10 protein-coding genes and 1 tRNA gene are annotated in these 11,173 nt (G+C 61.4%); 2 read left to right on the plus strand and 9 right to left on the minus strand.

Annotated elements, in window-relative coordinates; genetic code table 11:
- Positions 1-91 precede the first annotated feature (91 nt).
- The 6 genes from N5D53_RS17890 to N5D53_RS17915 form a co-directional block, all read right to left on the minus strand.
- Positions 92-1,798, minus strand: coding sequence for a SulP family inorganic anion transporter (locus N5D53_RS17890; protein WP_104962483.1), 1,707 nt, complete (start codon positions 1,796-1,798; stop codon positions 92-94).
- 210 nt (positions 1,799-2,008) lie between these two features.
- Positions 2,009-2,082, minus strand: a tRNA-Gly gene (locus tag N5D53_RS17895).
- A 111-nt stretch (positions 2,083-2,193) separates the two neighbouring features.
- Positions 2,194-3,081, minus strand: coding sequence for a (R)-3-hydroxydecanoyl-ACP:CoA transacylase (gene phaG / locus N5D53_RS17900; protein WP_010952516.1), 888 nt, complete (start codon positions 3,079-3,081; stop codon positions 2,194-2,196).
- A gap of 343 nt (positions 3,082-3,424) precedes the next feature.
- Positions 3,425-4,117, minus strand: coding sequence for a 16S rRNA pseudouridine(516) synthase (locus tag N5D53_RS17905; RefSeq protein WP_104887104.1), 693 nt, complete (start codon positions 4,115-4,117; stop codon positions 3,425-3,427).
- Between the two features lie 8 nt (positions 4,118-4,125).
- A complete protein-coding gene (locus N5D53_RS17910; protein WP_003252007.1) occupies positions 4,126-4,338 on the minus strand; it encodes a cysteine-rich CWC family protein in 213 nt (70 codons plus the stop codon).
- A complete protein-coding gene (locus N5D53_RS17915) occupies positions 4,331-5,812 on the minus strand; it encodes a diguanylate cyclase (protein ID WP_190870019.1) in 1,482 nt (493 codons plus the stop codon). The genes N5D53_RS17910 and N5D53_RS17915 overlap by 8 nt, the downstream gene beginning before the upstream one ends.
- A gap of 212 nt (positions 5,813-6,024) precedes the next feature.
- On the opposite strand from N5D53_RS17915, the gene N5D53_RS17920 reads away from it, so the two are divergent.
- Positions 6,025-6,474, plus strand: coding sequence for a hypothetical protein (locus N5D53_RS17920; RefSeq protein WP_190870020.1), 450 nt, complete (start codon positions 6,025-6,027; stop codon positions 6,472-6,474).
- A gap of 44 nt (positions 6,475-6,518) precedes the next feature.
- Here the strand turns inward: N5D53_RS17920 and N5D53_RS17925 are convergent, their stop codons facing one another.
- Positions 6,519-7,625, minus strand: coding sequence for an enoyl-CoA hydratase/isomerase family protein (locus N5D53_RS17925; RefSeq protein WP_014592228.1), 1,107 nt, complete (start codon positions 7,623-7,625; stop codon positions 6,519-6,521).
- 126 nt (positions 7,626-7,751) lie between these two features.
- On the opposite strand from N5D53_RS17925, the gene ung reads away from it, so the two are divergent.
- Positions 7,752-8,444: a uracil-DNA glycosylase gene (ung, locus tag N5D53_RS17930; protein WP_010952520.1), complete on the plus strand. Its 693-nt coding sequence runs from the start codon at positions 7,752-7,754 to the stop codon at positions 8,442-8,444.
- A 26-nt stretch (positions 8,445-8,470) separates the two neighbouring features.
- Here the strand turns inward: ung and N5D53_RS17935 are convergent, their stop codons facing one another.
- Complete coding sequence (locus N5D53_RS17935) at positions 8,471-10,153, minus strand: bifunctional metallophosphatase/5'-nucleotidase (RefSeq protein ID WP_279840569.1); 1,683 nt, start codon at positions 10,151-10,153, stop codon at positions 8,471-8,473.
- 90 nt (positions 10,154-10,243) lie between these two features.
- Positions 10,244-11,173 (minus strand): AbrB family transcriptional regulator (locus N5D53_RS17940; RefSeq protein ID WP_279840570.1); only part of this gene is annotated, 930 nt, incomplete at its 5' end.

The following is an 11,173-nucleotide window of genomic DNA, read 5'->3' on the forward strand; positions in this document are numbered from 1 at the left end:
GGTAAACCCGCCCCTACAAGTCCATGTAGGAGCGGGTTTACCCGCGAAAGGGCCAGCACAGGCGCAGCAGGTTGAACAGGATGAAAGCCGCTCAACCCTGTTCGGTCACTTGCACACTGTGGTTTCGGTTGCGCCACACGCGGTACGCACGAATCCCTGCGCGTACCGAGCCGAATAGCAGTTTTTCTTCCATGTCCCGCGCCATCCCCGAGCGCACCAACATGCGCAGGAAAGTGCCACGGGCGCGGGCGATGGCGAAGAAGATGCCTTGGGCCGCCAGGGTGTCGCGCACTTCGCGCAGGGCGGCGATGCCGCTGACATCGATGCTGGTTACCGCTTCGGCATCGAACAGCACGGCTTTAGGCTGGTCCTGGCTTTGCACGGCTTCAAGCAGGCGCATCTTGAAGTAGTCGGCATTGAAGAACAGGATGGCGTCGTCGAAGCGGTACACCACCAGGCCAGGCACGGTGCGGGCGTCCTTGAATTTGCGGATGTCCACCTGGCCTTCGGTGCCCGGCAGCCAGCCCAGTACGGCATCGGTGGGCTGGTAGATGCTGTAAAGCAGGCGCAGGATCGCCAGGGTCACGGCAAACACGATACCGGGCAGCACGCCCAAGCTCAGTACGCCCGCCGTGGTCACCAGGCACAGCCAGAACTCGAAGCGGCTTAGACGCCGGATATGCCCCAGCGACTTGATGTCGATCAACCCCCAGCCTGCCATCAGCAGCACGGCGCCCAGCGCAGCCTGGGGGATCCAGGCCATGGGCGCGGTGAAGAACAGCAGGATCAGGGCGATCACCAGTGCCGCGATGATGCCCACCAGCTGGCTTTTGCCACCGACCATGTCGTTGACTGCAGTGCGCGAGTCGGCACCGCTGATGGCAAAGCCCTGGGAAACCCCGGCCGCCAGGTTGCTCACGCCCAGGGCGACGAATTCGTGGTTGGCGTTGATCGCATAGCCATGCCGGGCGGCAAAGCTGCGTGCGGTAAGCATGGCGCTACAGAAGCTGACGGTGGCGATACCCAGGGCGTCGCGCAGCAGGCTCTTCATTTCCGCCAGGTTGCTGTGTGGCCAGGCCAGTTGCGGGATGCCTGCAGGTACCGGCCCAAGGACGGCGACGCCGAAGCGGTCAAGGCCGAACAGACCAACCAGCAGCATGAACAACGCCACTACCGTGAGGGCTGCGGGCAGGCGCGGGTAGCGCCGTGGCAGCCAGATGAGCAGGCCCAGGGCGGCCAGGCCGATGATCAATGTGACCCAGTGAATTTCCCCCAGACGCTGGAAGAAGTTGATCAGGCTGAGGATGAAACCGTCGCCCTCGATCTTGAAGCCCACCACCTTGGACAGCTGCCCGGCGATCAGGCTCAGGCCGATACCGTTGAGGTAGCCGATCAGGATCGGCCGCGAGAAGAAGCTGGCGATGAATCCGGCCCGCGCCAGGCCCGCGGCAATCAGCATCACGCCGACCAGCACGGTGACGATCACCGACAGTTCGACGATGCGTTGCGGGTCGCCCATGGCCAGCGGTGCCACGGCACCGGCGATCATCGCGCAGGTGGCGGCGTCGGGGCCGACCATCAGCTGGCGCGAGCTACCGATCAGCGCGTAGACCATCATCGGTAGCACACAGGCGTACAGGCCATATTGCGGCGGCAGCCCGACGATCTGCGCATAGGCAATGGCAATGGGAATCTGGATCGCGGCTACCGACAGGCCCGCTTGCAGATCGGCGTGGAACCATTCACGGCGGTAGTGCAGCAGGTTGGCAAGGCCCGGTAGCCAGCGGGAGAGAAACATGCGTTGTCCTTTCGAATGGTTTCACGAATCCAGTGAGCATATCCGCCACAAGCCGTTTCGCTTGCGCACGCAAAGGCCCGATGCGCATTGAAGCGGATCGGTGGGTAAATGGCCATGGGCCAGGTCAAGGCAGGATGAAAAACGAAAAAAGGAGCCAAGGCTCCTTTTGACTGCGATGACGTTGCTGGAACGCCATGCGGGACTGCGATGTGGAGCGGGTAGAGGGAATCGAACCCTCAACTAAAGCTTGGGAAGCTTTCGTTTTGCCACTAAACTATACCCGCATCTGAGCTCGACTTTTTACCAGAACCTTCAGCGAATTAGAAGCCCAAGTTATAAAAAAGCTTGTCGGCGCCCCGTGGCCTGCGGGTGTTGGCTACAGGGCGCCGAGCCGCTCAGATGGCAAATGCATGCTGCCCCTGCTGCACGGGTTGGTAACGTTGGCGGGGTTCACGCACGGTTGGCTTGAGGAAGCCCAGCATGACATTGCGGGTGTTCTCGCAGGCGGTCTTGTTCTCCATGTCCAGGAAGTGGCCCGCATCGCGGATGACGCTGAACTGGCTTCTGCCCACATGCTTGCTGAACTGCCGCGCATCCTCGACTGTGGTGTACTCGTCGCGCTCGCCGTTGATGAACAGCACCGGGATGTTGATATTGCGCGCGCCTTGCAGCGCACGTTCCAGGTCGTGCTCCAGCACCTGGTTGATGTGGAAGTGCATCTGTGCGTACTCGTGGCTGTCCAGGCTGCTCACATGGCGGTAGTTGAAGCGTTTGAACAGCGACGGCAAGTGTTTGCCGATGGTGTCATTGACCAGGTTGCCGACCTGATAACGGTCGCAGGCGGCCAGGTACTGGCAGCCACGGTCCAGATAGTCGCGCATCGGCTCGTTGATCACTGGCGAGAACGAACTCACCACTGCCTTCTTCACGTACCGCGGCTGGTGCGCCAGCGCCAGCAGCGTGCTTGCGCCACCCCACGAAAAAGACATCACGTGGTCTGCCTGGAAGTGCTCAATCAGCTCAAGGAGGATATGCGCCTCGGTCTCCTTGCTGATCAGCCGTTCCTGGCGGTTGTGCGGCTTGGACTTGCCTGAATACGGCTGGTCGAACAGAACCACGTTGAACTGTGGGTGCAGGTTACGTACCGTCTGGGCGAACGAGGCCGTGGTGGCCAGCGAGCCGTTGATCAGGATGATCGTGTTTTCGGCCGCATCCGCGCGATAGAACTCCGTGTAAACCCGATACTGACCTTGGATATCAAGTACAGCGATTTCTGGCCTCATGTCATCGACTCCTGGCGCAAAAAGGGTATTCGCGTCACCTAGGGTGCACGTTCTTTATGACAGGTAGGCATTTGCCTGAAGATAATCCGGGGGCCCTGTGTCGATCCTTGGCACTTGCGTCGACGGTATTGTTTTTGGCGGGCAATTTGCCGTGCCCCAAGGCATCTAGGCTTTGGGTGGCCGGCAAAAAGTGTCATCGGCTGCAGGTGTGACTTGGTAGTCACATGCAGACTGACGATTTGGATTCAAGCAGTGGGTTGGGGATCGCGCAAGTGCCGTTCGGTAAGTAATGTGACTTTTGTCGCTGAGCGGTCGTATGACGACACGGGCTGTCTGTCACGGCCTAGACAGTGGCTATCTCATTGGCCGTCAGTTCACGATACTCCCCCGGCGCCAACCCCGGATCCAGCCGGATCGCCCCCATGCTCTCCCGATGCAGCCCCACCACCTTGTTGTTGAAATGCCCGAACATGCGCTTGACCTGGTGGTATCGCCCCTCGACGATCGCCAGCCGGGCTCGGTGGGGGCCGAGGATGTCCAGCTGGGCAGGTTGGGTGGTGAGGTCTTCGAAGGCAAAATAGAAACCCTCGCGAAACTTGGCCACATAGTGCTCGCCAATCTCGTCCTCGGTGTCCACCAGATAATGCTTGGGCAGCTTGGTGGCAGGCTGGGTCAGGCGCCGTGACCACTGGCCATCGTTGGTCAGGATCATCAGGCCGGTCGTGTTGAAATCCAGGCGCCCGGCTATGTGCAGGTCATCTCGCAACGCCGCTGGCAGCAGGTCGAGAACGGTACGGTGTTGCGGGTCGTGAGTGGCGCTTACGCAGCCGGTGGGCTTGTACAGCATCAGGTAGCGGGCCGGGCGGCCGGCCTGCAGCAGTTGTTCGTCCAGCTCTACGCGGCTGAATTCACGCACGTCGGTCAGCGGGTCGCTGACTACCTGGCCATCCACTCGCACGCGGCGTTGCGCCAGCATCAGGCGAACGTGTTGGCGGTTGTAGCTGGGCAGGTTGGCGAGGAAACGGTCAAGGCGCATGGCAACGATCAGTGGGCAGCGGATGGACGGAGCTGTTCTTCAACGGCGGCGCAGCGCGGGCACAGACAGGCCTTGTTGCGCAGCTCGTCGGGCAAGGCCTGGAGCACGGCCGGGTCGATGGTCACGCTATAGCACCAACACGCTTGGGTGGCACGGCGTGGGTCGGCCAGGCTGCACTGGTTGAGGGCACCGCAAGCGGGGCAGTGTTGCTTGTCATTCATGGCGGGTTTCACTGCAGACACGGTTGCGGCCAGCCTGCTTGGCACGATAAAGCGCGCGGTCGGCGCGGGTCAGCAGGGCGTGCAGGGTATCCCCCGGTTGCAGGCTGCTCAGGCCGATGCTGGTGGTCAGCCGCAGCGGCTGGTTGTCGTAACTGAAGGTCAGCTGCTCGGTGCGTCGGCGGATCTTTTCCGCCACCTCGATGGCCTGGCGGCCTTCAGCTTCGCGCAGCAGCACGATGAATTCCTCACCGCCCCAACGGCACAGTATATCTGACTGACGCAGGCTTCCTTGCAGCACATTGGCGAATTGGCGTAGCACTTCGTCACCTGCCAGGTGGCCGTGGTTGTCGTTCAGCGCCTTGAAGTGGTCCAGATCGATCAGCAAGGCCACCAGTGGGCTACTGTCGCGCCTGGCTTCTCGCAGCGCCTGGGCGGCGAGGAGGTCGAAGCTGCGCCGGTTGTACAAGCCGGTGAGGCTGTCGAGCGTGGCCAAGGCTTCGGTGCTGGCCTGGTGGCGGCGGACCATGGCATGCACCAGTGCCAGCACCACCAGGGTGATCATCGTACAGATCGCCAGGTTCAGGTACAGCGCGTGGCGAATGCGGTCGAGGACGCCGGTTTCGCGTTTGTCCACCAACAGGTACCAGTCCAGTTCGGGCAGGTGGCGAATGTTGAGAAAGTGGCTGTGGTTTTCGCTGTCATGGTACTCGTGGCTGCCTTCGCCCGGCACCAACTGCTCGGCCAGCATGGCCTTCAGCTCAGGGTTGTCCTTAAGTGACTGGCCGACTTGCAAGCCATGCGGGCCACCCTCGGAGCCGGTCATCAGCACCTTGCCCTTGGCATCCGTGAAGAGCACCGCGCGCTGGTAGCGGCGTTGGTACTGATCGATCAGCTTGACCACCGACGATACGCTCAGCCCTACGCCTGCCGCGCCGATGAAGCGCTGCTGGTAGTCGTGCACCTGGTAGTTGATGAACACGGTCAGGCTGTCCTGGTTGGCCATGTCCAGGTCGACGTTGATCTCATAAGGGGCCTTGAGTTCACGCAGACGGAAATACCAGGCATCACGCCAGGTGCCCGGTTGGACGTGCTTGAGCACGCCTTTGGCCTGGTAGTAGGTCAGCGTGCGATCGGACACGAAAAAGGACGTGAAGATGTCCTGCTTGCCCAGGACCTCGCTCAGGTAGCGGGTCATGCGTTGGGTATCCTGCTCGCCGGACAGTACCCAGTCGCGCAGGAAGGTGTCCTGGGCCATCATCGAGGCGATCAGCACCGGGCGGATCAGGTCTTTCTGGATTTCCGAGTAGACAGTGTCGGAGGTCAGCGGCAATTCGGTATTGATGATGCCGTCGCGGATGGCGCTGCGCGAGGAGAAGTAGCTGAGCAGCGAGGTGGCCAGGAAGCCACAGGCCAGTAACACGAGCAGGGTAACGATCAGCGAGCGTTGCGAGAACAGAGCGGAACGTAAGGGCATGATCTTCCCGTGATGTGTGCCGAGCCGCTTATTCTAGTGAGATGGCCGGCAAATGACTGCAAGTTTTTCAGGGTTATTGCAGCTGTATCAAGTTATTGCAGAAACGGCACTGCACCTGCCCGCCACTGTCTTACTCAGTGTCGATTTACACATCTTGTATCGACGCTCGCCAGCGCCGCTGTTCGGGCACTCCAGCGGTCCAGGAGGCCGCCATGTCCTATCGAATCCTGTTGATCGCCCTGCTGGGGCTGATGACTTCGGCCTGCGCCCCGTACCATGAGCGCGGGGGCTATTACCGTTCGGACTATTACTCCACCGACCGCTATGTGGCGCCGGGGTATTACCGCTATGACCGTTACTATGTGGCGCCTGCGCCGCGCTACTACTATCAGCCTGCTCCCCGTTACTACAATCGGTCGGCCCCTGTGCCCCATTACCGGCCCTATCCGCAGCCGAGGATGAACCAGTGGCATGGCAACCCGCGCCATGACTACGGCAATCGCCAGCGGCAAGACTACCGGCAGGACCGGGATCGCCATGACTATCGCAATGACAGCCAGCGTTACCGGCAGGGCGACCGGCACTCCAATCGGCAGGTTGACGACCGCGGGCGTTGGGACGGGCGGCGCGGGCAGGAGCGAGGAGGGAACTGGCAGCGCTAGCTGAGCGGAGGCGGGGGCTGAAAAGCAGCCCCCGCATCAGCAGGCTAACCCACATCCGCCAATGGGTGCCGTCCTTCCCACGCCTTGGCAAAATGCGCCTCGACTACCGCCGCCGGCACTTGCGCCACATCAGGCCAGTGCCAGCGCGGCTGGTTGTCTTTGTCCAGCAGGCGAGCGCGCACGCCTTCACTGAATTCAGGGTGGCGGCAACAGTTCAGGCTCATGCTGTATTCCATCTGGAACACCTGCGCCAACGACAGGTACCGCGCCCGGCGGATTTGCTCCCAGACCAGATGCGCCGTCAGCGGGCAACCCTCATGCAGACGGTGGCCGGCATCTGCCAGCAATGGGTCGTCATGCTGCTTGAGCCTTTCCAGCGCGCGCCAGGCTGAAGCCGCATCCGCCACGTCGAGTAACTGATCGATCTCATGCCGTCGTGGCAGCCACTGGGCATCAGGCAGCTCGGCGCAGGCACGATGCTGCTCGGCCTTGAGCAGGCTGTTCAGTTGTATGGCGGTCTGCTCCTGCCAGTTGAGTTGCACCAACTCCTCGATCAAGGCCTCTTGCTGGTGCTCGCCCAGAAAACGGTCAGCCAGGCCCAGGTCAAGGGCATCGCGGGCGTTGATCGGCGCACCTGTCAGGCCGAAGAACAAACCCAGCTTGCCCGGCAGTCGGGCCAGGAACCAACTGGCGCCTACGTCAGGGTACAGGCCGATGCTGATTTCCGGCATGGCCAGCCGGCTGCTGGGTGTGACGATACGTACATTGGCGCCTTGCAGCAGCCCCATGCCACCACCCAGCACATGCCCATGGCCCCAGCACAGCAACGGTTTGGGGTAGGTGTGCAGGGCAAAGTCCAGGCGGTATTCGGCGGCGAAGAAGGAGGCCGCCAGCGGTGGGACACTGCCGGGGTGGTCCCGGCAGGCTTGCGCCAGCGCACGGACATCGCCGCCTGCGCAAAAGGCTTTTGCCCCGTTGCCGCGCAGCAGCACACAGACGATACCCGGGTCGCGGGCCCAGGCATGCAGTTGTTCGCCCAGCACCTCGATCATCGGCAGGTTCAGGGCATTGAGCGCCTTGGGCGCATCCAGGGTGGCGATGCCGATGCGGGCGCCATCGACGCCGGTGAGTACCTCGCAGTGAATGGTCATGGACTACCTCTCGCAAGTCATCGCTCAAGTATGGCTTGCCTGGCCGATCATGCCGGTCGTCGGTCGGATCGTTTGACAAGCGCGAAGGGCTTACCTAGTGTCGCGCCATTGTTTATGGAAGGCCCCATGACTGACGACGATCGCATCAAACTCGAACCCAGCTGGAAGGCCGCATTGCGCGGTGAATTCGACCAGCCTTACATGCACCAGCTGCGCGAGTTCCTGCGTGGCGAGTACGCTGCCGGCAAGGAGATCTACCCGCCAGGGCCGCTGATCTTCAATGCGCTCAATTCGACACCGCTGGACCAGGTGAAGGTGGTCATCCTCGGTCAGGACCCGTACCACGGGCCGGGCCAGGCACATGGCTTGTGCTTCTCGGTGCAACCGGGCGTGGCCACGCCACCGTCGTTGGTCAATATCTACAAGGAGCTGCAGCGCGACCTGAACATCCCGATCCCCAGCCACGGCTACCTCCAGAGCTGGGCGGAACAAGGCGTTCTGTTGCTCAACACGACCATGACCGTCGAGCGCGCCAATGCCGCGTCGCATGCCAAGAAAGGCTGGGAATTGTTTACCGACCGGATTATCCAGGTGGTCAGTGAGCAATGCCCGAATGTGGTCTTCCTGCTATGGGGGGCGCATGCACAGAGCAAGCAGAAGCTGATCGACGGTACCAAGCATCTGGTTTTGAAGTCGGTCCATCCTTCGCCGCTGTCGGCGTATCGCGGGTTCATCGGTTGCGGGCATTTCAGCCGTGCCAACAGCTTCCTCGAGCAGCGGGGGCTCGGGCCCATCGACTGGGCACTGCCCCCGCTGTGAGAAACCGCGGTGGGGTACGCAATCGCTCAGGGCGTCATGCTGATGCGCGGCTCGCTGCGCTGGCCAATGGCAATCCCCCGCTCATGGTTCTGGCGCACGTACTCCACCAAGGCTTCAAGGTCGGTGATGCCGGTGTCCTGGCGTCGCCTTCCTTCTTTGAAAGTGGCCAAGCCACCGCCACCATCGGCCAGGAAGAGGTTGCTGACGACGCGATAATGGGTCAACGGCTCAACGGGTTTGCCGTGAAGACGCACACTCCCCTCGACGACACGGCTGCCGACAGGCCGTGAACCATCCCACTCATAATGAAAACCCTTCGATACTTGCAGCGGATTGAAACTGCCCCTGTTCCATTGAAGGTTGAGCAGTTCGGTAATCTGCTTGCCTGTCAGTTCCTGAACCACCAGTGGGTTATTGAACGGTTGTACGGCGAATAATTGTTCGTAGGTCAGGTCGCTATCGGCAGGCTGGATAAGATCACTGCGCAGCCCACCCAGGTTGAGAAAGGCAACCTGGGTATTGAACGCCTGGGTCATGGCCAATTGGGCATCCGTGACCAGGTTCCCCAAGGTTGTTTCACCGGCCGCATTTTCTTTACGGTCAAGTTCTGCCGTCGAGATGCGTCCTATGGGTTCGAGCAATTTTTCCCCGGACCGCTGACGCACTTCCTCCAGCAAACTGGCCAACTGGGCATTCGGCAGGTAGTTCTGTGGGGCAGCAGGAATATTGCGGGCGGTGATGTTCGTGACGTGATGGGTGCCTGGCGTTACCTGCAACTCCAACTGAGTCAGGAAGTGGCCGTACTTGCCAGCCTGAGTGATGCTCAAGTCACCCACCTTGCATTGATAGCTGGCATGCGAGTGGCCGCTGATGACGGCATCTACCGCAGGATCCAGCCGCTTCGCCACGTCGACGATCGTGCCACTTAGCTGGCTGCAATCCTGCGTGTCGAACGGCTCGGCGGTATCCCCTCCCTGGTGCATGACCGCAATGATTGCATTCACACCCTTGGCCTTGAGCTCCGGAATCACGTCATTGATGGCTTGCGCTTCATCCGTGGCTTTGAGCCCTGCGAATGCGCTGGCCGAGACCACTTTTTCCATGTTGCGCGGCACTGCACCGACGAACGCTATCTTCACCCCTTTTACCTGCTCAATGTGATAAGCCGGTAGCAAGCGCTTGCCCGTAGTGGTATCGATCAGGTTGGACGCTATGTAAGGGAAGCCACTTCCTGGGTAGTTGCCGCGAAACTTGCAAGCCTTTTCAGGGCGCGTTGACTCGCATCCTCCGTGGATCTGACGAAGAAACTCGGCCTTGCCTGCATCCAGTTCGTGGTTCCCGGATGCGCTGACGATCATGCCCATCGCGTTCAAGGCCTCAAGCACAGGTTCGTCAGCCCACAGCGCAGAAATGGCGGGGCTGCCCCCTATCAAGTCGCCAGCCCCGATGAACAGCAGATCGGGGTCCTGCGTTCGCAGTTCATCGAGCATGGCGCCGAGTGTGGCGATGCCGCCGTAGGTCAGGCGGGTAGCGCCTTGCGCGCCAGCGTAGTCTTGGGGGTTGGGTTCCAGGTAGCCGTGAAGATCATTGATAGCCACGACGTTGATCTGGACGGGGGCAGGTGACTCTGCGGCAAGGCTGCCTGCGCTTATGGCAAGGCATGCCCAGGCAATAGCCGAGCGATAGTTGCAAGAAAGACGAACTTTCATCATTACCTCTTGAATGCCGGGAAGTGTGGGTTTGCTGGCGATCAGGGCAGCAATCCGACTCTATTCACCCGGGCATTGGGCAAGTGGTAACTATCTATCTTCAGGGTACTTGCAGCTCGAATGCCTGTTGTCCCACAACCGGAAGAGCGGTTCTGCAAGAAACAACACCAGGATCAGGCGCATCACCTGCATCGCCGTCACCAGCGGCACTGACAATTGCAGCGTTTCGGCCGTGAGGCTCATTTCGGCGATCCCGCCAGGCATCATCCCCAGTGTCAGCGAACGCAAGTCCAGTGCAGTCATCATGCTCAGCAGCCACGCGGCACTGGCGGCAATCGCCATGCACAACGCCGTGGCCATCAAGGTGCGCCCCAGGAACGACGGTGCGCGGCGGAAGAACGCGCGGTTGAAGTGACAGGCCAGGCCGCTGCCGATGAGCCACTGGCCGATCTGGCTGGCGCCGTTGGGCAGGGCGATCTGCAGGTTGCCGGCCAGGCTGACCGTAGCCGCTACCAGCAATGGCCCGAACAGCCAAGGGTTGGGCTGGCGCAAGCGCTGCCAGAGCAAGGCAACGGCAACACCCAAGGGCGCAATCAATGCCAGCCAGCCCCAGCTCACGCTACCGGTGTGGTTCAGTGGCACCCCGTCACCCAGCAGAAACTTGAACAGCGCCGGCACGCAAAGCACCACTGCCAGCACACGCAAGCTCTGCGCTGCCGCCACCTGGCTGAGCACCGCGCCATTGCGCGCCCCAAGGTTGACCATCTCTCCCGAACCGCCCGGCATGCTGGCAAAGAACGCGGTGGCGCGGTCTTCGCCGGTTCGCCGCAGCAGCCATACGCTGATCACGCTGGACAGGGTGGTGAACAACGCACCGAAGAAAATCAGCGCGAAATGGCTGGCCACCTGCTCGATCACCGCGGGGGTGAAGTGCAGGCCAATACCGATGCCGATGATCCACTGCCCGCACTTGCGGCCGTTGGGGATTTCCGAAAGCTGCCAACGCGTCAGGCAGCGCAC

It is taken from the genome of Pseudomonas sp. GD03862 (assembly GCF_029840855.1).
Taxonomy (GTDB): Bacteria; Pseudomonadota; Gammaproteobacteria; order Pseudomonadales; family Pseudomonadaceae; genus Aquipseudomonas; species Aquipseudomonas alloputida.

Bases quoted from the DNA above. Each gene is read 5' to 3' on its own strand.
- N5D53_RS17890 (WP_104962483.1), bottom strand. From the start codon at position 1,798: ATGTTTCTCTCCCGCTGGCTACCGGGCCTTGCCAACCTGCTGCACTAC.
- N5D53_RS17915 (WP_190870019.1), bottom strand. From the start codon at position 5,812: ATGCCCTTACGTTCCGCTCTGTTCTCGCAACGCTCGCTGATCGTTACC.
- N5D53_RS17935 (WP_279840569.1), bottom strand. From the start codon at position 10,153: ATGAAAGTTCGTCTTTCTTGCAACTATCGCTCGGCTATTGCCTGGGCA.
- ung (WP_010952520.1), top strand. From the start codon at position 7,752: ATGACTGACGACGATCGCATCAAACTCGAACCCAGCTGGAAGGCCGCA.
- N5D53_RS17910 (WP_003252007.1), bottom strand. From the start codon at position 4,338: ATGAATGACAAGCAACACTGCCCCGCTTGCGGTGCCCTCAACCAGTGC.
- N5D53_RS17925 (WP_014592228.1), bottom strand. From the start codon at position 7,625: ATGACCATTCACTGCGAGGTACTCACCGGCGTCGATGGCGCCCGCATC.
- N5D53_RS17920 (WP_190870020.1), top strand. From the start codon at position 6,025: ATGTCCTATCGAATCCTGTTGATCGCCCTGCTGGGGCTGATGACTTCG.
- phaG (WP_010952516.1), bottom strand. From the start codon at position 3,081: ATGAGGCCAGAAATCGCTGTACTTGATATCCAAGGTCAGTATCGGGTT.
- N5D53_RS17905 (WP_104887104.1), bottom strand. From the start codon at position 4,117: ATGCGCCTTGACCGTTTCCTCGCCAACCTGCCCAGCTACAACCGCCAA.